The organism is Riemerella anatipestifer, from assembly GCF_009670965.2.
In the GTDB taxonomy this organism is placed as follows: Bacteria; Bacteroidota; Bacteroidia; order Flavobacteriales; family Weeksellaceae; genus Riemerella; species Riemerella anatipestifer_B.
The window spans coordinates 983,454-1,002,430 of the sequence record NZ_CP073239.1 but is presented as its reverse complement, the minus strand read 5'-3'; the positions used below and the strand labels follow the sequence as shown (position 1 = coordinate 1,002,430).

General features: G+C 37.5%; 17 protein-coding genes. 5 read left to right on the top strand and 12 right to left on the bottom strand.

Features of this window, described 5'->3' with window-relative positions; genetic code table 11:
- Nucleotides 1-402: 402 nt before the first annotated feature.
- The 4 genes from D1J36_RS04605 to D1J36_RS04590 all read right to left on the bottom strand — a co-directional run bounded on the left by D1J36_RS04605 (nucleotide 403) and on the right by D1J36_RS04590 (nucleotide 5,801).
- Nucleotides 403-2,010: an FISUMP domain-containing protein gene (locus D1J36_RS04605; protein ID WP_154137398.1), complete on the bottom strand. Its 1,608-nt coding sequence runs from the start codon at nucleotides 2,008-2,010 to the stop codon at nucleotides 403-405.
- Nucleotides 2,011-2,212: 202 nt separating this feature from the next.
- On the bottom strand, nucleotides 2,213-2,593 hold the full coding sequence (locus D1J36_RS04600) for a hypothetical protein (RefSeq protein ID WP_154137397.1): 381 nt from the start codon (nucleotides 2,591-2,593) through the stop codon (nucleotides 2,213-2,215).
- A 155-nt stretch (nucleotides 2,594-2,748) separates the two neighbouring features.
- Entirely contained in the window at nucleotides 2,749-3,606 is an 858-nt protein-coding gene (locus D1J36_RS04595) for a mechanosensitive ion channel family protein (protein ID WP_154137396.1), read from the bottom strand.
- 74 nt (nucleotides 3,607-3,680) lie between these two features.
- Nucleotides 3,681-5,801, bottom strand: coding sequence for a carboxy terminal-processing peptidase (locus D1J36_RS04590; RefSeq protein ID WP_154137395.1), 2,121 nt, complete (start codon nucleotides 5,799-5,801; stop codon nucleotides 3,681-3,683).
- 135 nt (nucleotides 5,802-5,936) lie between these two features.
- Between D1J36_RS04590 and surE the strand changes: the two genes are divergently transcribed.
- Nucleotides 5,937-6,704 (top strand): 5'/3'-nucleotidase SurE, encoded by a 768-nt coding sequence (surE, locus tag D1J36_RS04585; protein ID WP_154137394.1) that lies wholly within the window; start codon nucleotides 5,937-5,939, stop codon nucleotides 6,702-6,704.
- A 20-nt stretch (nucleotides 6,705-6,724) separates the two neighbouring features.
- Here surE and D1J36_RS04580 read toward each other — a convergent pair whose 3' ends face one another.
- The 5 genes from D1J36_RS04580 to D1J36_RS04560 all read right to left on the bottom strand — a co-directional run bounded on the left by D1J36_RS04580 (nucleotide 6,725) and on the right by D1J36_RS04560 (nucleotide 12,583).
- A complete protein-coding gene (locus D1J36_RS04580) occupies nucleotides 6,725-7,627 on the bottom strand; it encodes a glycosyltransferase family 2 protein (protein WP_154137393.1) in 903 nt (300 codons plus the stop codon).
- Complete coding sequence (locus tag D1J36_RS04575) at nucleotides 7,627-8,589, bottom strand: glycosyltransferase family 9 protein (RefSeq protein ID WP_154137392.1); 963 nt, start codon at nucleotides 8,587-8,589, stop codon at nucleotides 7,627-7,629. The genes D1J36_RS04580 and D1J36_RS04575 overlap by 1 nt, the downstream gene beginning before the upstream one ends.
- Before the next feature lie 9 nt (nucleotides 8,590-8,598).
- A complete protein-coding gene (locus D1J36_RS04570) occupies nucleotides 8,599-9,018 on the bottom strand; it encodes a SufE family protein (RefSeq protein WP_154137391.1) in 420 nt (139 codons plus the stop codon).
- A gap of 21 nt (nucleotides 9,019-9,039) precedes the next feature.
- A complete protein-coding gene (locus D1J36_RS04565) occupies nucleotides 9,040-10,005 on the bottom strand; it encodes a Gfo/Idh/MocA family protein (protein ID WP_154137390.1) in 966 nt (321 codons plus the stop codon).
- 73 nt (nucleotides 10,006-10,078) lie between these two features.
- Nucleotides 10,079-12,583, bottom strand: a complete 2,505-nt coding sequence (locus D1J36_RS04560; protein ID WP_154137389.1) for an ATP-dependent Clp protease ATP-binding subunit — start codon at nucleotides 12,581-12,583, stop codon at nucleotides 10,079-10,081.
- A 147-nt stretch (nucleotides 12,584-12,730) separates the two neighbouring features.
- Here D1J36_RS04560 and D1J36_RS04555 point away from each other — a divergent pair, with 147 nt between their 5' ends.
- The 4 genes from D1J36_RS04555 (at nucleotide 12,731) to rnr (ending at nucleotide 16,789) form a co-directional block, all read left to right on the top strand.
- Nucleotides 12,731-12,943: a YgjV family protein gene (locus D1J36_RS04555; protein ID WP_154137388.1), complete on the top strand. Its 213-nt coding sequence runs from the start codon at nucleotides 12,731-12,733 to the stop codon at nucleotides 12,941-12,943.
- Entirely contained in the window at nucleotides 12,940-14,043 is a 1,104-nt protein-coding gene (locus tag D1J36_RS04550) for a glycosyltransferase (protein ID WP_154137387.1), read from the top strand. The genes D1J36_RS04555 and D1J36_RS04550 overlap by 4 nt, the downstream gene beginning before the upstream one ends.
- An 83-nt stretch (nucleotides 14,044-14,126) precedes the next feature.
- Nucleotides 14,127-14,558, top strand: coding sequence for a ribose 5-phosphate isomerase B (gene rpiB / locus D1J36_RS04545; protein WP_014937722.1), 432 nt, complete (start codon nucleotides 14,127-14,129; stop codon nucleotides 14,556-14,558).
- Nucleotides 14,559-14,623: 65 nt separating this feature from the next.
- A complete protein-coding gene (rnr, locus tag D1J36_RS04540) occupies nucleotides 14,624-16,789 on the top strand; it encodes a ribonuclease R (RefSeq protein ID WP_154137386.1) in 2,166 nt (721 codons plus the stop codon).
- Between the two features lie 78 nt (nucleotides 16,790-16,867).
- Here the strand turns inward: rnr and D1J36_RS04535 are convergent, their stop codons facing one another.
- The 3 genes from D1J36_RS04535 to rsmI all read right to left on the bottom strand — a co-directional run bounded on the left by D1J36_RS04535 (nucleotide 16,868) and on the right by rsmI (nucleotide 18,975).
- Complete coding sequence (locus D1J36_RS04535) at nucleotides 16,868-17,272, bottom strand: hypothetical protein (protein ID WP_244314637.1); 405 nt, start codon at nucleotides 17,270-17,272, stop codon at nucleotides 16,868-16,870.
- Between the two features lie 239 nt (nucleotides 17,273-17,511).
- A complete protein-coding gene (gene fabG / locus D1J36_RS04530; protein WP_004920615.1) occupies nucleotides 17,512-18,255 on the bottom strand; it encodes a 3-oxoacyl-[acyl-carrier-protein] reductase in 744 nt (247 codons plus the stop codon).
- Nucleotides 18,256-18,300: 45 nt separating this feature from the next.
- Complete coding sequence (rsmI, locus tag D1J36_RS04525; RefSeq protein WP_154137385.1) at nucleotides 18,301-18,975, bottom strand: 16S rRNA (cytidine(1402)-2'-O)-methyltransferase; 675 nt, start codon at nucleotides 18,973-18,975, stop codon at nucleotides 18,301-18,303.
- Nucleotides 18,976-18,977: the final 2 nt, after the last annotated feature.

The following is an 18,977-nucleotide window of genomic DNA, read 5'->3' as shown; positions in this document are numbered from 1 at the left end:
AGTCGATGCAGTTTTTGGTGGTGTTATAAATCATTGTGCCTTCGGGTACATTTGTAAAGGTGTTCCGTTCTGCGGTACTGATATGAGGGAAAATAACGCCTTGAGGTTTTTTCTTATTATTCTCATCAATCGGCACCTCTGCCACCTCCAAAGTGGCTTTGGGTTGGGTGGTGTTAATGCCCACACGCTTTTCGTACTGCCCGTATGCCCATAGGGCAAAGCCTAAGAAAGCCAAAAGGCTGAAGTGTTTCTTTATTTTCATTGTCTATTTCTGTTTTAACATTTATACTATTTCTTGTTTGGCACTCCTGCAGGTGTGCGGTTAGGCAACCGCTTCCTGCAAATTGTTTTCACGCGTCCCGTTTTGGGCAATGCCCCTCACAAGACAAGAAACGCTCCCAGCTAATCCTTGATACAACGGACGCCATAGCCGTGGGCACGACCTTTGTGGTAGCCCGCGGTGCTATAGTCGCTACTGAACGATAGCTCCCACGAGCTGTCGCTATACCTCTGCTCGCTGCTCCACAAGTGGCCGCCGCTGCTATGACTGCTGAGCAAGCCATAGCCGTAGCCGTAGAAACCACTGGCAGGCAGGCGGAGCACTTGCTCGTTCCACATCGCCGAAGAATAAGAGGAACTATTACCTAAACTCTGTCCCGTAATGGCATTATGTAAAGCGATTTGCTCGTTGTGCGTAGGCACATGATACCCCACAGGACAAGGGTTATTGGATTGCCCTGACTGCCATAAATCTTTTTGAGTATCTGCATTATTTAAGGTAATATCTACCCAACTATAATAATTTGAACCATGACCTACGATAAAATTCCTGCTACCTGGGTTCGTCCAAGAATTAGATAAAGCAGAGGTGGGAGTATTATATTTAGGCGTACCACTTGTGGAAGAGGTCCAGTTGATAAGCTCGTGCCCGTCTGCTTTCCGCTGCCATTGGAAGAGGGAGCCGTAGGCTTTATGGTCGGTCTTAGTGTAGGCAGCGTTCAAATCAAAGTCGCTTCCTCCAGCCTTGGCATAGTCGGCTCCTAAGTTCATATTCAACCATATTTTGCCGTCCCAGCCCTTTATCGGGACATACAGCATCTGATGCTCGTATTCATTGGCTGCCCAAGTAGAACTGCTTGCATCGTCTCCTGCATATGTATTGGTTTTCTTATCAAAATACCTATCTGGAACGGCGGCTATCGCCCTTAGTTCAAATGTTTCCGTTGTCCCCGGAAGCGGAAAAGACGCCATCAAATTACCGCTCATATCCGCTCCCAATCCACCGTTGATGTCCAACTTCTTCACCAATAAATCGCCACCCAACGCCTTCACCGAAGCCGTAATCCAACGGGTACTCGTAGTAAAAGACTGCTCTCCCCAAGATAGAACCACCATTCGCCCCACTCCGTTTTGAGTGTACGCAGGAGAAACCCAAGTCCCAACACTATAAGCCGGCAAAGTTCCCGAGCCCGTAGCTACCACAGGAATCTGAACCTCGTAGCCGCTGGTCGTTAGCTTCCCTTGATAATCAATCGTCATAGTTTCGGACGCTCCGTCCGCAGGGATTGAGGTGTTCCAATTCGCCGCTTGCGTAGGGGTAGTGAACGGGAGAAAATCTGCATCGTAAACCGATGCAATCCGCTTATCAGTGCCTTTAATTTGGAGACTGGACGGAACCTCAACCACCGTAGGCGGAATATCGGCTTGAGTGCCGTCCGTGCAAGACCATTGGGTGCCATTGTACCAATCAATGCACTTTTTGGTGAGGTTGTAAATCATCATTCCTACCTTTGCATTGCTGGTAAAGGTATTGCGTTCTGAGGTTTCTAACTTGGGAAATATCACGCCCTGCACCTGACCACTGGGCAAATTTCCCAACTCTATTTTAGCTATTTCCAAAGTGGCTTGAGGTGTGGGTGTGTTAATGCCCACACGCTTCTCGTACTGCCCATACACCGACAGACCAAAGCCTAAAAAAGCCAAAACGCCTAAGGGTATTTTTATTTTCATTTTTCTATTCTTTATTTATGGTTTATACTTTATTTTCTTGCTTGCTGTTTTTTCACGCGTGCCGTTTAGGAACTCCTACGGTAAGACCATAGCCAACCTCCGAAAACGCCACGCTAATCCTTAATGCTACGCACACCGATGCTACTCGTCTGACCGTTATAATTGCTTGCCGTAAGAGGAAGCTAAAATTCCGCAAATACAGCTATCGTTTTGCATCAGGAACCGAAATCCTCTGTTTGTCTCCACTCTCAAAAGCGGACGATACAACCGGCGGAATATCGGCTTGAGAGCCGTCCAAACAAGACCATTGAGTGCCATTGTACCAATCAATACAATTTTTAGTGGTATTATAAATCATAGTACCCGCCTTTACTCCAGTAAAAACGTTTCGCTCCGAGGTCTTAATGTTGGGAAGCATCACGCCTTGTGCCCGCCCCTTGGGCAAATTCGCCAAAGCTACTTTAGAGATGTCTAAAGTCGCCTGCGGCTCTATGGTGTTAATCCCTACACGCCCGTTGTACTGCCCGTATACCGACAGACCAAAGCCTAAAAAAGCTCCTAAAACTATTTTATTTATTTTCATAAAATAAATTGAAATTTATAAGTATTATACTCAGTAAAATATTAACAAACTATATCTTCTATATCGTTGGTAACCAAACAGAATACACGACACAAAATTATAACATTCTATACACTGTGCAAATTTTGGAGAAAAATTTTACATTTCATAATATATTAAGGAAACTCCACTGTCCTAATAGGATAAGGAATGACAATACCGTTCTCTCTAAACTTGGCTAAAATAAGCCTTCTGATTTCGTTTTTGGTTTGTGGAGCTCTGAACAACTCTTTAGAAAAGTAGAATAATTTTAAATCCAATGAGCTGTCCCCAAAGTTTTCTAACCGAACTACGGGTTGATATAACTCATTTTTGAAAACAAAATCGTTTTCCATAGCTGCTTCCATAAGAATACGGGTTGCAAGGTCTATATCCGTATCGTAATGCACCCCCACCTCTATATCAAAACGAACCATCTCATCTGTGTGCGAAAAATTAATTAGCTTTTCTTTGGTAAGCACCGAGTTAGGAAAAATCATACTCTTATTATCTCTTGTAATAATGGAGGTCGTTCTCATATGTATTTGGTCCACTCGCCCTACAATACCATCTATATCTATTACATCTCCCACCTTTATCGTCCTGTCCACTAGTATAATGACCCCAGAAATAAAATCCAAAAACAAATTCTGAAGCCCCAAACCTATCCCCACCAATATCGCCCCAGAACCTACCAGCAAAGGAGAAATATTGATGCCTAAAGCCTTCATCGCAATAAAAAATGTAATGATAAAAATCGCATACTGCAATATCTGCGAAAACGCAAATTTCTTACCCAAATCTAACCTATCCGACCTATAAATCACCTTACGGGTAACTTTAACTATCAGAATCCCGATAAGTATCACGATAACTGCTGCCGCAATTTCGTAAACGCTTAAACTGTACTTTCCTAAAGAAAAAATCTCGTATTCTAAAATTTGTTTGAGTGTAAGATTTACATCGTCTGTAATTTGATTGACATTTTCTCTCATATTTTATATTTTTATAAAAGCATAGGGGAGTAAAATGATATAATACTCCCCCATAGCAATTATCCTCAAAAAATTTATTTTATATCCAAAACGACATTAACTCCCTCTTGCAAAAAGAGGTCTTTCTTTAAACCTTTGAGCCACGCATTACTCTTATGAGCAAAAGCGGTATCTTTTTTCCCTCTCATTAGTTCTTCTTTATGGAGGGTAAATTTCAGTCCATTATTATACTTATCCAATGCTTTAAAACGCTCGATTTCCTGCTTTCTTTTCTTCATCAAATCACTAAACTTAGATTGATTGATGGTAATAGATTTCTCTTTATCCAAACTTTCTTTCCATTGAGCAGACTCTTGTAACAACTGATAGGTGCTGTTATTAGCCATTCTCTCTTGGCTTCGTTTAACTAAAGCCGCGATATTAAGCTGGTTAAGTGGTTTAAAATCTGTAGTCCCAATTTTATCCCACGCCAAAGCATAGTCCTGATAACGCTCCCCTATTTCGGCATAAGAGAAGAAGTCTTTAAGGCTAATATCCGAAGTAATCCCCTTACGCTGATTAGATGCTCCGTCTATACCATAAAACTTCTGTATGGTAAGTTTCAATGCTCCAAAATCGTCAGAAGTGTTTAAAAATCTATTCAAATCTACAAAAGTTTGCACCGTTCCCTTTCCGTAAGAACTAGGCGAGCCAAAGATAACTGCTCTACCGTAAGCCTTCATTGCTCCTGCCAAAATTTCAGATGCCGAAGCCGACAACTCGTTTTGCATAATTAACAAAGGTCCGTCCCATACAGGAGCGTTTGTTTTATTTTTATAGACTTCCGTCTTACCATTTCCATCTTTTATTTGTACTACAGGACCATTGTTCATAAACAATCCCATCATATCTACCACTTCAGAAAGTGAGCCTCCTCCATTATTTCTCAAATCCAAAATAAGACGAGCCACCCCTTCTTTCTTGAGTTTTGTTATTTCGGCTTTTACATCATCAGATGCATTTCTGCCCTTAGCATCTCCAAAATCGGCATTAAAGCTCGGTAAATAAATATAACCTATTTTCTCGCCTTTAGCTGTATTGATAACTAAACTTCTAGCAAATGTGTCCTCTATCTGTACCTCATCTCTAATAAGGGTAACATCTTTTATCGTTCCGTCTTTCTTTATTACAGTAAGCGTAACAGGTGTGTCTTTTTTACCTCTTATGTATCTTACTACCTCGTCCACCAACATACCATTGACACTAATAGCTTCCTCTTTAGGAGAAGGTTTTACTTTAATGAGTTTATCGCCTTCGGTGAGTTGTTTAGACTTCCAAGCAGGAGCTCCTACGGTAAGAGCACCAAGGAATATACCTCCTTTTTTCTCTTGTATCACCGCCCCTATCCCTATAAATGAACCTTTAAACTGCATATCAAAATCTTCTTTATCCTTAGGAGAATAGTAGTTAGTATGCGGGTCAAAAACTTCTGTGTAAGCATTCATATAAACAGAGAACCAATCCATTTTTTTTCTCTTTTGGAATCTCTTGAACATATTAGACATCAAGTCTTTAATCTCCTCAGTCGCTTTTATTTTTTTCTCTTCTGGAGAAAGAATTTTTAGTGTTACAGTATCCTTCAGTTTATTAGCAATAAGAGAGTCTTTGAGTTTTTTTCTTCGCTCCTCTCTATTGCTCATCACTTCCATTTCTTGTAGAATATTGTATTTAATATACCTCTTCCACTCCTTGGTTAAATCTGCCTTATCAACTGGAGACTCTTTATCTTTTGGTTCTAAAACCAATACCTCATCTTCGTTCAAATCAATAGGCTTACTAAAAATTTCTTGAGTAATGCCATCTAGCTCCTCCATACGCTGGTAAAGACGGTCGGTAGTAAGTTTATAAAAAGTTAAATCTCCTTGGTTAAGATAGTCGTCTAATTTGGTTTTATGTTTTTCAAACTCCTGCATATCAGACTTCAGGAAGTAACGCTTAAATGGGTCTATCTTTTCAAAATATTTATTGTAAACATCTTGCGAATACGCATCATTGATAGGCTTTGGGCTATAATGTAGGTAAGACAGTGTATTACGAACACTCATCATAATAGTCTGCATTTTCTCATCATCATTCTTAGGTGAGTTAAAGCAAAATATTAAAGTGGTAAGTGGAACAAATAATAATAGTGTATTAATTTTTATTTTTTTAAACATAAAACTATACTTTATTTTAATAATTAAAACAACCCTTTTTTCCGCTACTGAAACGCAATAGGAATGCCAAATTTAATACTTATTTTTCATTGCTCTATTTTTTTTGGTTATTTTTGTGAAAATTTGTTACAAATTATGAAAAAGCCTCTTATATTGGTTACCAATGACGATGGAATTACCGCTCCTGGCATACGCAACCTCGTTTCGTTTATGAACGAAATTGGAGATGTAGTTGTGGTAGCACCTAACTCTCCTCAATCTGGAAAAGGACACGCCATCACCATCAACTCTACCCTTACCTACGAAGAAATTTCCATGGAAGGACCACAGAAAGACTATGCTCTTAGCGGTACTCCTGTGGACTGCGTAAAATTCGCATTGGATAAGATCCTTACCCGCAAACCTGATATTGTAGTTTCGGGCATCAATCACGGAGCTAATTCTTCCATCAATGTAATATATTCAGGGACTATGTCTGCTGCTGTAGAGGCTGGTGTGGAGGGACTTCCTGCTATTGGGTTTTCACTTTTAGATTTCAGTTGGGAAGCAGATTTTTCTCAAGCCAAAGAATTTATCCAAACCATCGTTAGAAAATCCTTAGAAAACCCTATGCCTAAAGGTATGGTGCTGAATGTAAACATACCCAATCTGAAAAAGGAGGATATAAAAGGTATTAAAGTTTGTAAACAAGCCCACGCAAAATGGGAAGAAAGTTTTGATGAAAGAGTAAACCCTCACGGTAAAAAATATTATTGGCTTACTGGTTATTTTAATAATATGGATACCAACAAGGATGCCGATGAAAACGCTCTAGCCGAAGGTTATATTTCTGTAGTTCCTGTGAAATTTGACCTTACCGCTTACGAACATTTGGAACATCTGAAAGAAATACTAAATTCCTAAACTTCATAAATAATCCCTTCTTAAACGGAGGGATTTATTTTTTCTAATAATAATCCCAATTTATACACATCTAAGTACCTGAGACTAGCCTTTCCGTTAAGCAATTTTTCTCGGAGAAACTCTTTTCCAAGAGATGAAAAAAGTCTTGATAAAATGGAGTTTAATTTTAGTTTCTTTACCACATGATACGCTTTGATAAGTTTAATATCTTCTACTTTTTTAGGAGATTTTTTCAACAAAAGACAAAGGTTGTTTATAGAGTCTTCCACTTTTTTTAGATAAACATCATTAGTTTCTAAATCAATATTTAAGATAGGATTATCTATATGGAAAACATCTACGCCTTTATCCTTTAAATCTTTCGCAAAAACTAAATCTTCATAGCCATAGCCTGTAAGTTGTTCATCAAACAAACATTGTGAAAAAGTATCTATTTCTATAAGGAAATTATTGGTCTGAAAAGACAAATATCTATTTTTTTCTCGTTGAAATAAAGGCAAGTTCTCCCTTTCATTAGCGAATTTCCACCTCAAATATCTCTCTACTGAAGGTTCTTCTTTTTGAATACACCTTCCTCCATAGACTACTTTTGCATCTTTTTTTTCAGCAATGAATTTTTGATAATTCCGAATGAATTGATTAGATACGACCTTGCCATCGCCATCTAAAAATAACAAATACTTCCCTTTAGCATACTTCAAAAACAAATTTCTTATTCTAGCTCTTCCCATATTTTTAGGAAGCCAAACCATTGTATCCACAACAGTTTCCAGAGGTTTATTTAGCTCTCTGTAACGCTCATCAGAAGCATCGTCTATTAAAACGATTTCTGCATTTAGATAGTTCTCTTTTATTTCGGATTTCAAAGCGGTTACTAACGTGGTAACTTCGGTATTGTAGATAGGGATACAGATAGATATCATTAAATTTTATCTATAATTTTTTGTACATCTATTTCTTCCAAACAAGCCCAATCGCCTCTATAACAGGCTTTATCTCCAAAAATCGAACAAGGTCGACAAGTAAGGTCTTTCACTTGAACAACATCTTCTTCCTTTTGACCATACCCTAAAAAGCCTGCAAAAGGATGTGTAGCCGCCCACACCGAAATGCAACGAGTCCCCACCAAACTTGCTAAGTGCATATTAGCAGAATCCATGGAAATCATCACTTCTAACCCTGCAATTTTCTCTAATTCTTCCTTTAATGAAAGTTGTCCTGCAACGCTTTTTGTATTTGGGATTTCTTTTTCCCATTGGCTCAAAATTTCCACTTCCTTTGCTCCTCCTCCGAATAAGAAAAGTGGCTTTTGTTTTGCTATCATCTTTGCTAGCTCAAAAGATTTTTCTAACGGAAGCATTTTCCCTTGATGCTGTGCAAACGGTGCAAAACCAACACCTCTTTTATCAACCACTTGAACTTGATACTGATGAGATAATTTAACCTCAAATCCTATAGCTCTAAAAACATCTGCATAGCGTTCTGTGGTTAATTTGAGTTGTCGTTTATCTAAATTCCAAACATCTGTAAGTTTTTTCTTTTGCTCCTTACCTTTATCTATCTTGAATACAGGAGTTCCTTTTAGTCTAAAAAATCGGTTCAAGATTTTAGACCTAATAACATCGTGCAAATCAGCAACTACATCTATTTTGTAAATACTCAACAGCTCTCTGTGAAGCTTCTTTAACCCCCAAAAACCTTTATATTCTTCTAAATTTGCTCCGTGAAATTTAAGCCTCTCTATTCCGTTAAATAAATCAGCGAAGTTTTTACGAGAGACCATAATTACCTCTACCTGAGGATTTTGCTCTAAAAATTCTCTAAGCACAGGCACTATCATCGCCACATCTCCAAAGGCAGAAAAACGGTAAGCTAGTATCGTCATCTCTTTTTATTAGACCTTGGCTTGGAATGCCAAAGCATAGAATTTAATTTGTTTTATCATTGAGGCTAGACCATTGGCACGAGAAGGAGACAGAAACTCCTGAAGTCCTATCTCTGAAATAAATTCAAAATCGGAATCTAGAATTTCTTGAGGAGAGTGTTCATTATACACAGAAAGTAACATTGCTATAATCCCTTTAGGCAAAATACCATCTGAGTCCGCCTCAAAAGATACCTTTCCATCTCTGAAAGACGCATCTAACCATACTTTGGACTGACAACCTTTTATCAAATTTTCTTCCTGCTTTTTATCTTCGGAAAGCCCTTTAAGCTCTTTGCCTAAATCTATAATATACTCGTATTTTTGCTCCCAATCATCTAAGAAAGCTAACTCTTCTATCAATTCTTGTTGTTTTTCCTTTATAGTCATATCACAAAGATAAGAAGTTTTTTATTTTGAGTTTCTATATATATCCTCCACCAAAGAAATTAAATTCTGATGATAAAGCATTTCTTCCAAATCACATTCTGTATCGGAAAGTTTTTTTAATGCACATTTTAAATTTAATTGCAAATTAGAGCACTCATTATCAACAATCTCATTTAAACTAAATTTATAGTTTTTAAGATTACAAATACTTACTTCATCAAAGTACTGCCCAGAAATTTTAACACTCCCATTTTCAGCGATAATACTCATAGAGGTTTCCATATTTTTATCCCAAACTGCCGTAGTGAAATTAAGATTAACTAAACCTCCCGTTGCTAACTTTAGAGTGAGTACCCCTGTATCTTCTATCTCCACCAGAGAGCAATGTCTAAAAGTATCCATATAGCTTGATAGTAGTTCTGCCTTTCCGAAGGTAAAAAGTATTAAGTCTAAAAAATGAAAAAACTGAGTATATAAAGTTCCTCCATCTAACTCTTTTCTACCCTTCCACGATTGTGGCGTGTAGTATCTTTGGTCTCTATTCCAAAAGCAATTGACTTGAACAAGGTACGGTTGTCCTAGAATATTTTCGGACTGAATCTTTTTCAACCACGCCAAAGCAGGAGAAAACCTATTAGGAGTGGAAAAAAATATTTTCAGTTGCTTTTCTTGAGCAATTTTAATTAAGGTTTCCATCTCAGAACCTTTTAGACAAAACGGCTTCTCTATTAAAATATGATAACCGTGTTCTAACAGTATTTTTGCTTGGGAAAAATGCAGATAGTTTGGTGTTGATATTACCACTAAATCCATCTTAATTTCTGAGCATAAAAAATCATCTAAAGATTTAAAATAAGGTATATTCTCTATGTTTTCAGTAGCCGAATCGTCTATGATTGCAGAAACTTGTGCTTCATCAATTCCCTCAATGGCCGTGAGGTATTTTTTTCCCATAAACCCTAGCCCAAGAATAGCAATATTTATCATAGCTCTATTTCAAATTTCAAAAAGCAAAATCCACTAAACCTTGTGTTTAGTGGATTTTACCTACATCAATTATTTAATTTTGTTTTTCTAAAGCGTCTTTAGCTTCATTTAGTTTTAAGACTACACTTTCGCCTTCGCTTAATTGTTTTGTTACCAAAAGTTCGGCTAGTAAATCTTCTATGTACTTTTGCACCGCTCTTTTCAGTGGTCTAGCACCGAAGTCTTTATCCCAACCTTTCTCAGCAATAAAGTCCTTGGCTTCCTCTGTAAGACTTACGGTATAACCTAGTTTGCTTAATCTTTGGTAAAGTTTATTAAGTTCTAGATCTATAATTTTCTTAATATCTTCTTTCTCTAAAGCGTTGAAAATAATAATATCATCTATTCTATTTAAAAACTCTGGAGCAAATGCCTTTTTAAGAGCCGATTCTATCGTGCTTCTTGCGTGAGCATCGGTGCTGGATTTCTTTGCCGAAGTTCCGAAGCCTACACCATCACCAAAGTCTTTCAGTTGGCGAGTACCAATGTTAGAGGTCAGAATTACAATCGTGTTTCTAAAGTCTATTTTTCTACCCAAACTATCGGTTACGAACCCTTCATCTAAAATCTGTAACAATAGATTAAATACATCAGAATGAGCTTTTTCTATCTCATCTAAAAGCACTACCGAATAAGGCTTTCTTCTAACAGCTTCTGTAAGTTGTCCGCCTTCTTCGTAACCCACATATCCTGGAGGCGCACCTACAAGTCTAGACACCGCAAATTTCTCCATATATTCGCTCATATCTATTCTTATGAGTGCATCTTCGGAGTTGAACAATTCTTTCGCCATTACTTTTGCTAACTCTGTTTTACCAACTCCTGTAGTTCCTAGGAAAATAAAAGTACCAATAGGTCGGTTAGGGTCTTTTAGTCCTGTTCTATTTCTTTGGATAGATTTTACTACTTTTTTAACGGCTTCTTCTTGACCGATTACCTTGCCATTAAGATTTTTGTCCATTTCGGCAAGTTTATCAAGTTCATTTTTGCCGACTTTAGTTACAGGAACGCCACTCATCATTGATACTACTTCTGCTACATTCTCCTCCGTAACCGTTTCTTTCATCTCTTTTACATGTCTATCCCATTCTTCCTGAACCAAATTAAGCTCTATCTGTAAACGCTCTTCTTCATCTTTAAGCCTTCTCGCTTCTAGATAGTCTTGAGCCTTAACTGCTTTTTGTTTAAGGTCTTTAACTTCTTCTATTTTGGCTTCAAAATCTACAAGTTCGGTAGGGACTTTCATATTTTTAATGTAAACCCTAGAACCCGCTTCATCCATAGCATCTATGGCTTTGTCTGGTAAAAATCTATCTGTGATGTATCTAGAAGTAAGATTAACACAAGCCTTGATGGCATCATCTGTATAAATTACATTGTGATGTTCTTCGTACTTATCTTTAATTTGATACAAAATCTGAATGGTTTCTTCTATGGAAGTCGGCTCTACCATTACTTTTTGGAAACGCCTTTCCAAAGCACCATCTTTCTCTATATGCTGTCTATATTCATCTAAAGTAGTGGCTCCAATGCATTGTATTTCTCCCCTTGCCAACGCAGGTTTGAACATATTAGACGCATCTAAACTTCCCGTAGAACCTCCCGCTCCTACAATAGTATGCAACTCGTCTATGAACAAAATGACATCTCTATTTTTTTCAAGCTCTGTCATAATTGCTTTCATTCTTTCCTCAAACTGACCTCTGTACTTAGTCCCTGCCACCAAACTAGCTAAATCTAAGGTAATTACACGCTTGTTATACAACACACGAGAAACTCTTTTCTGATGTATCCTTAATGCCAAACCTTCCGCAATAGCAGATTTCCCCACACCAGGCTCCCCAATGAGAAGTGGATTATTTTTCTTTCTTCTGGACAGAATTTGTGATACTCGTTCAATCTCTTTTTCTCTGCCAATTACTGGGTCTAGCCTTCCTTCTTTAGCTAAAGCCGTTAAATCTCTACCGAAATTATCTAAGGTAGGTGTTTTACTTTTTGCAGTTCCGATATTACTAGTCGGTTTATTAGATTGCCCAAAACTCTCTCTTTCTTCATTATCGTCATAGGCACTACTCATTTTAGGCAAAATCCCGTTTTGCTCCAACATTGTGCGATATTCTTTAGTAACCGCCTCATAGTCCACATCATAACTTTCTAGAATTTGGGTTGTAGGGTCTTCCATTTTGTAAAGAATACCCAATAGTAAATGAACGGTATTGATATGTTCTGAACGATAACTTTTACTTTCTAAATCCGCTCTTTTAAGTGCATAATCTGCCATTTTAGTAAATGGTATTACCTCCATTTCTTTTGGTGGAAACACATTGGAACCTAAGGAGTTTAAAGCCTCTATCTTTCTTCTTATCTGGGTTAAATCTACCTGTAAATTCTGTAAGATTTCCTTAGCAGAATTATCCGTTTTGATAATCCCTAAAAGGAGATGTTCGGTATTAAGAAATTCGCTTTCTAATCTTTTTGCTTCTTTAGCACTCGCTTTGAGGACTTTATCCAATCCTCCCGAAAATTTATTACTCATCATAATTGTTCGTCATTGATTCCTAAACAAACCCTGTGATATATTTGTCAAAATGTTTATTTAGACTCGTCCAAAGTTACAAATACTTTACCAAAGATAAAAAATGACTTTATGGCATATTTTTCTTAATTTTGCAAAAAAAATAAAACTATGAATCCTGAATATATAGGCTATTTAGCGTCTGCCTTTGTTGCTATCAGTTTTTTACTAAAAGAAATTAACAAGATAAGATTGGTAAACCTAATTGGCTGCCTACTATTCGTAGCGTATGGTTTCCTAATAGACAGCTTACCTGTTACTATTACCAACATCCTTATTTCCCTAGTTCAGATATACTACCTTTTTCTAGCGAAAAAACAATGAAAGTAATTGTTTCTGCTTTCAGTAATTTATACACGGACCAAAGGATAGAAAAAGTTTGTCAGACCCTTCATGACAACAACTACAAAATAGAGCTCATCGGAAATGATTGGGGAGAAAATGGAGCAATGGAGCGCCCTTATCCTTTTAGTAGGATACACATCAAATCGAAAAATCTCCGTGGAGCATACCTTGAGTTCAATAAAAAACTTTATACCGAATTACTAAAAAAAGCGGACAAAAATACCATCTTACACGCTAACGATATAGATGCCATACTCCCCAACCTTTGGGTTTCCAAAAAATTAAGTATTCCTCTTATTTTTGATAGTCACGAAATTTTCACCGAAATGCCAGCCATTAAAGGAAGATGGACGCAAAAAATTTGGCAATTGGTAGAACGATATTCGCTTCCTAAAATCAAATATATGATGACAGAAAGCGAAAGCTACGTCCAATGGTTTAGAGAACGCTATCCTGTAAATCCTGTTGTAGTGAGAAATATACCTAGAAAAATCACTACACCTATCACCATACCTCAAAACACTCCAAAAGTGATTTTATATCAAGGAGCCATCAACCAGTCTAGAGGCATAGATAAAGCTATACGAGCTTTAAACTATCTTGATAATGTCATTTTTAAAATTGCTGGAGATGGCCCCAAAAGGGAAGAATATGAAGCATTGGCAAAAAAATTAAATCTAAACCATAAAGTTTCGTTTCTAGGAAAATTACACCCCACAGAGCTAAGGAAACTCACTCAAACGGCAGATGTCGGTCTTAGTATTGAAGAAAACGGAGGCGTAAGCTACCTCTACTCTCTACCAAACAAAGTGGCAGATTATATACAGAGTAGAGTTCCGCTCGTGATGATAAACTTCCCCGAAATGAAGAGAGTTTATAACAATTTTAAAGTGGGAGAAATGATAGATTCTCACGACCCAAAAGTACTTGCCGAAGCCATAACCCGTGTGCTAGAAAAGGGACGACTACACTATCAATCTGAACTAGAAAAAGCCGCCGAAGCCCTATGTTGGGAAAAGGACGAGGAGAAAATCCTTTCACTTTATCATCAGGTAATTACAGAATCAAATTTCGTATAAAAACATTTGTACGATATAAATTCGTAAGTTTTCATTTTTAAATGCTATTTTTGTGGGAAGTCTAATAAAAATTTATTTTAAAAATGAAAAAAATTGCTATCGCTTGCGACCACGCTGGGTTTGAATACAAGGAGTTTATCAAAAAAGAATTAGCCAACGAATACCATATTACCGACTTTGGCACAAATTCTGCCGACTCCGTAGATTATCCAGATTTTGTACATCCTGCAGCAAGTTCTGTAGAAAACGGTGAAAACGAAATGGGCATACTCATTTGTGGTAGTGGGCAAGGTGTACAGCTTACTGCTAACAAACACCAAGGCATCAGATGTGCGTTGTGTTGGATGCCAGAACTTGGAGCCTTAGCTAGACAGCATAATAATTGCAATATGGTAGCCGTTCCAGCTCGTTTTATTTCAAAAGAACTGGCACTAGAAATCATCAAAACATTTTTAAATACCGAGTTTGAAGGAGGGAGACACCAGAATAGAGTGTCTAAAATAGCATCTTGCTAAAGTTTAACAAAATTTACCATCACGCCCCTCTAACAAGTTCTTAATCATAAAAATATATATCAAAAATGGCAAAGAAAAAAAAATACATATCAAAAAAAAATGAGGGAAAATTAAAGGATTTAGGAAGGCAAATCCTTAGTTTTATGAACAAACAATCTGCTAAAATATATAATTATAAGCAGATAGCTGATGGTATAGACTACAAAAACCCTCGCCAGAGAGAACAGGTTATACAAGCCTTACACAAACTCTTAGCAGACGAGAGAATAAAAGAAGTAGAAAAAGGCAAGTATATTATAGACCTTAAAATAAAAGACACTCTTACAGGATTTATAGATTTTAACCACTCTGGCAATGCCTATGTGAGAGTAGAAGGTTTAGAGGAGGATATTTTTATCCACTCCAAAAATGTAAAAGATGCCCTACAAGGAGACAAAGTTCTTATTGTAACCTATCACTTCAAATCAAAAAAGCTAGAAGGCTCCGTAATAGAAGTACTAGAAAGAAACCGTAAAGAATTTGTAGGAACTTTCGAGTTTATAAAGCATAAAGATTTTGGATTTGTGGTTTGTGATAAAAAGCAAATCAACACAGATATTTTTGTACCACGAAACAAAATCAACGGAGCTAAAGATGGCGATAAAGTAGTGGTAAAAATGGTAGAATGGAACCCTACCGAGAAAAATCCTCACGGAGAAATCGTTAAAGTGTTAGGAACTCCTGGTAGCCATGAAACCGAAATACATTCTATATTAGCAGAATATGGTCTTCCTTATGCTTTCCCAGAGGAAGTAGAGCAAGAAGCAGATGCCATAGACCGAGAGATAAGAGACGACGAGGTAAAAAAAAGATGGGATATGAGAGGTATTTGTACCTTTACCATAGACCCAAAAGATGCTAAAGACTTTGACGATGCTCTTTCCATAAGAAAGTTAGAGAATGGAAACTGGGAAATTGGGGTACATATTGCCGATGTATCTCATTATGTTGTTCCCAACACATTACTAGACCAAGAAGCCTATCAGAGAGCCACTTCTGTATATTTAGTAGATAGAGTGGTACCTATGCTTCCTGAAGTACTTAGTAATGAGGTTTGCTCACTTCGTCCTAATGAGGACAAATACACCTTCTCCGCCGTGTTTGAACTCAATGATAAGGCTGAAATAAAGAAACAATGGTTTGGACGCACCGTAATACACTCTGACAGAAGGTTTACCTACGAAGAAGCTCAAGAACGTATAGAAACAGGCAAAGGAGATTTGGCTGATGAAATTTTAACCCTAGACAAACTCGCTAAAATCCTTAGAGAAGAGCGTATTAGAAAAGGGGCAATTACTTTTGACCGAAGTGAAGTCAGATTTAACTTAGACAAAAACAACGAACCTATAGGCGTTTATTTCAAGGTAAGCAAAGACTCCAATCATCTTATAGAAGAATTTATGCTCCTCGCCAACAGAAAAGTATCTGAGTTTATTTCTCTTAACAAAAAAGGGAGCCCTACTGGCAAAACCTTTATTTATAGAGTACACGACGACCCAGACCCAACCAAATTAGAAGCACTAAGGGATTTTGTAGCCACTTTTGGTTATAAAATGAACCTTGCTAACTCTCAAAAGGTAGCGGAGAGTATGAACGAGCTTTTAAAATCTGTTAAAGGTAAAGGCGAAGAAAATATGATTGAAACCCTCGCAATGCGTTCTATGAGTAAAGCCGTTTATTCTACCGAGCCAATAGGACACTATGGTTTAGGGTTTGAGTATTATACCCACTTTACTTCTCCTATCCGCCGTTACCCCGACCTTATAGCCCACCGACTATTACAGCATTATCTAGACCAAGGCAAATCTCCCGACAAAGCAGAATACGAAGAAAAATCTAAACACTGTTCTGCAATGGAACGCCTAGCTGCAGATGCCGAAAGAGATTCTATTAAATTTATGCAAGTTAAGTTTATGGAGAAACATCTTGGCGAAGTGTTTACTGGCGTTATTTCTGGCGTTGCCGAATTTGGTTTCTGGGTTCAAATTCCTGAAAATGGTGCCGAGGGCTTAATAAAACTAAGAGATTTAATGGATGATTCTTATCAGTACGATGCCAAAACCCACGCTGTCTATGGTGGTAGAACAGGCAATAGTTATCAACTAGGAGACACCGTTAAAATTAAAGTGATGAAAGCTAATCTCATCCAAAAACAATTAGATTTTAAAATCATAAAAAAGGCTGAAAACTAATTTTAATACTAAAGGGTTATCTCTCCAATAATAAGATAGCCCTTTTTACTTTAAATATATCCCAAGTTTCTTCTACGTCTATTTTTTGAGCAATACAAACTTAACTAGTCTATTACCCACCAATTCCTCCTTGTACAAACCAAAATCTTTAATTTCATATTTTTCTATATCGTTACAGATTTTTCCTTTAGCGTAGGCTTCGTTATGGTTCACACTATCTATAATGAATTTTCTATCTAAACATTCTAAAAGGATAAAATTACCTTCTTGCCTCCATTTTCCTGTGGTAATTTGAGCACACGAAGTTAATATATAAGTGCCATCTTGTTTCAGCTCGAGATTAAGGTCTAGCACAAAACTACCATACCTCACTTTATTGAAATAACCATTCTTAGGTGAGGCGTATTCTCCAATTACCGACTGCTCAAATTTACTTGGCGAAGTACAACTAAGTATTGTGAATAATAGTATAATAAACTTCATAAACCAAAATATATCAAACACTTTCACCCACAAATATAATAATTATCACTTCTAATTAACTATAATTTCACTTTTTTTGCGTGAGGGCGAAGGGCATTGTGGGAGCTCATTTTACGATAAAGGTTCGGGGCTTCGCTCCGAACCTTTATCGTAAAATAGCGACTGCCCGAAGACCGACCCTAGCCTAGGGTAAAGCTAAGGAGAGGGGCACGCCCAAAATTTATTTACAAAATAACTTTCTAAGTAAGCATTCCGCCATCTACATTAAGCACCTGCCCTGTAACATAACTAGATAACTCGCTGCCTAGAAATACGCACGCATTAGCCACATCTTCTGGCTGACCTCCTCTTTTCAACGGAATGGTTTCTCTCCAGCCTTGCACTGTTTTTTCGTCTAACGCTGCCGTCATTTCTGTTTCTATAAAACCTGGAGCGATAGCGTTGCAACGGATATTTCTAGAGCCTAACTCTAACGCAATAGATTTAGTAAATCCGATTACTCCAGCTTTAGAGGCTGCATAATTCGCCTGACCTGCATTTCCTTTGATACCCACCACGGAAGTCATATTGATGATAGAGCCTCCTCTTGCTTTCATCATTGGTTTGATAACAGCTTTCGTTAGGTTGAATACCGAGTCTAAATTAACCTTGATAATGGTATCCCAATCTTCTTTGGACATACGCAACATTAGGTTGTCTTTGGTAATCCCTGCATTATTAACCAAAATATCTATTTTACCAAATTCTGCTAAAACTTCTTCTACGAGCTTTTGAGAACCTTCGTAATCCGAAGCATCACTTTGGTAAGCCTTAGCTTTGGTTGTCTTATTAAGTTCTGCCTCTAGGGCTTGTGCCTTATCCACAGACCCTGCATAAGTGAATGCTACCTGTGCTCCTTGTGCTGCGAAAATCTCAGCAATGCCTTTTCCTATACCTCTGGTAGCTCCTGTAATAAGGGCTACTTTTCCTTCTAATAATCTCATATATAATTTTATTTTTTGTTTCTAGTCAAAAGTAATGATATTTTTCTAAATGCTATTATTAATCACTAAAACGATTTCTCCCTTTAAAGTTTTAGATTGAGAGAATGCAATTAGTTCGTCTATACTGCCTCTTTTAGTTTCCTCGAATTTTTTGGAAATTTCTCTACTGAGGCTTACCCTCGTATGTTCACCAAAAAAGGTTTTAATCTGTTCTAATGTGGTGTTAATTTTATGTGGACTTTCGTACAATACTACTGTTCTTTTTTCCTCTGCTAATTGCTTGAGTTTAGTTTGCCTTCCTTTTTTAGGTGGAAGAAAACCCGCGAATACAAATTCATTATTAGGCAAACCAGACACTACCAAAGCGGGGACAAGTGCTGTTGCTCCTGGCAGACAAATCATTTCTATATCATTGTCAGCACAGGCTTTTGCTAAAAGATAGCCTGGGTCTGATATACCTGGCGTTCCCGCATCCGTTATCAAAGCGATATTCACGCCATTTTGTAAGTCTTGTATCACTTTATCAGTCGCTTGATGTTCGTTGTGTAAATGGTAGGATTTTAGTGGTTTGGCTATCTCGTAATGTTTCAGCAACACTCCCGAAGTTCGGGTGTCTTCGCAGAGGATATAGTCTATCTCTTTGAGTGTTTTAATTGCCCTAAAAGTCATGTCCTCCAAATTCCCAACAGGCGTAGGAACAAAATATAAAGTACCTGACATAC

What these genes read in the sequence shown, in the direction of transcription:
- D1J36_RS04605 (WP_154137398.1), bottom strand. Translation starts at nt 2,010, where the DNA reads ATGAAAATAAAAATACCCTTAGGCGTTTTGGCTTTTTTAGGCTTTGGT.
- D1J36_RS04600 (WP_154137397.1), bottom strand. Translation starts at nt 2,593, where the DNA reads ATGAAAATAAATAAAATAGTTTTAGGAGCTTTTTTAGGCTTTGGTCTG.
- D1J36_RS04595 (WP_154137396.1), bottom strand. Translation starts at nt 3,606, where the DNA reads ATGAGAGAAAATGTCAATCAAATTACAGACGATGTAAATCTTACACTC.
- D1J36_RS04590 (WP_154137395.1), bottom strand. Translation starts at nt 5,801, where the DNA reads ATGTTTAAAAAAATAAAAATTAATACACTATTATTATTTGTTCCACTT.
- surE (WP_154137394.1), top strand. Translation starts at nt 5,937, where the DNA reads ATGAAAAAGCCTCTTATATTGGTTACCAATGACGATGGAATTACCGCT.
- D1J36_RS04580 (WP_154137393.1), bottom strand. Translation starts at nt 7,627, where the DNA reads ATGATATCTATCTGTATCCCTATCTACAATACCGAAGTTACCACGTTA.
- D1J36_RS04575 (WP_154137392.1), bottom strand. Translation starts at nt 8,589, where the DNA reads ATGACGATACTAGCTTACCGTTTTTCTGCCTTTGGAGATGTGGCGATG.
- D1J36_RS04570 (WP_154137391.1), bottom strand. Translation starts at nt 9,018, where the DNA reads ATGACTATAAAGGAAAAACAACAAGAATTGATAGAAGAGTTAGCTTTC.
- D1J36_RS04565 (WP_154137390.1), bottom strand. Translation starts at nt 10,005, where the DNA reads ATGATAAATATTGCTATTCTTGGGCTAGGGTTTATGGGAAAAAAATAC.
- D1J36_RS04560 (WP_154137389.1), bottom strand. Translation starts at nt 12,583, where the DNA reads ATGATGAGTAATAAATTTTCGGGAGGATTGGATAAAGTCCTCAAAGCG.
- D1J36_RS04555 (WP_154137388.1), top strand. Translation starts at nt 12,731, where the DNA reads ATGAATCCTGAATATATAGGCTATTTAGCGTCTGCCTTTGTTGCTATC.
- D1J36_RS04550 (WP_154137387.1), top strand. Translation starts at nt 12,940, where the DNA reads ATGAAAGTAATTGTTTCTGCTTTCAGTAATTTATACACGGACCAAAGG.
- rpiB (WP_014937722.1), top strand. Translation starts at nt 14,127, where the DNA reads ATGAAAAAAATTGCTATCGCTTGCGACCACGCTGGGTTTGAATACAAG.
- rnr (WP_154137386.1), top strand. Translation starts at nt 14,624, where the DNA reads ATGGCAAAGAAAAAAAAATACATATCAAAAAAAAATGAGGGAAAATTA.
- D1J36_RS04535 (WP_244314637.1), bottom strand. Translation starts at nt 17,272, where the DNA reads ATGAAGTTTATTATACTATTATTCACAATACTTAGTTGTACTTCGCCA.
- fabG (WP_004920615.1), bottom strand. Translation starts at nt 18,255, where the DNA reads ATGAGATTATTAGAAGGAAAAGTAGCCCTTATTACAGGAGCTACCAGA.
- rsmI (WP_154137385.1), bottom strand. Translation starts at nt 18,975, where the DNA reads ATGTCAGGTACTTTATATTTTGTTCCTACGCCTGTTGGGAATTTGGAG.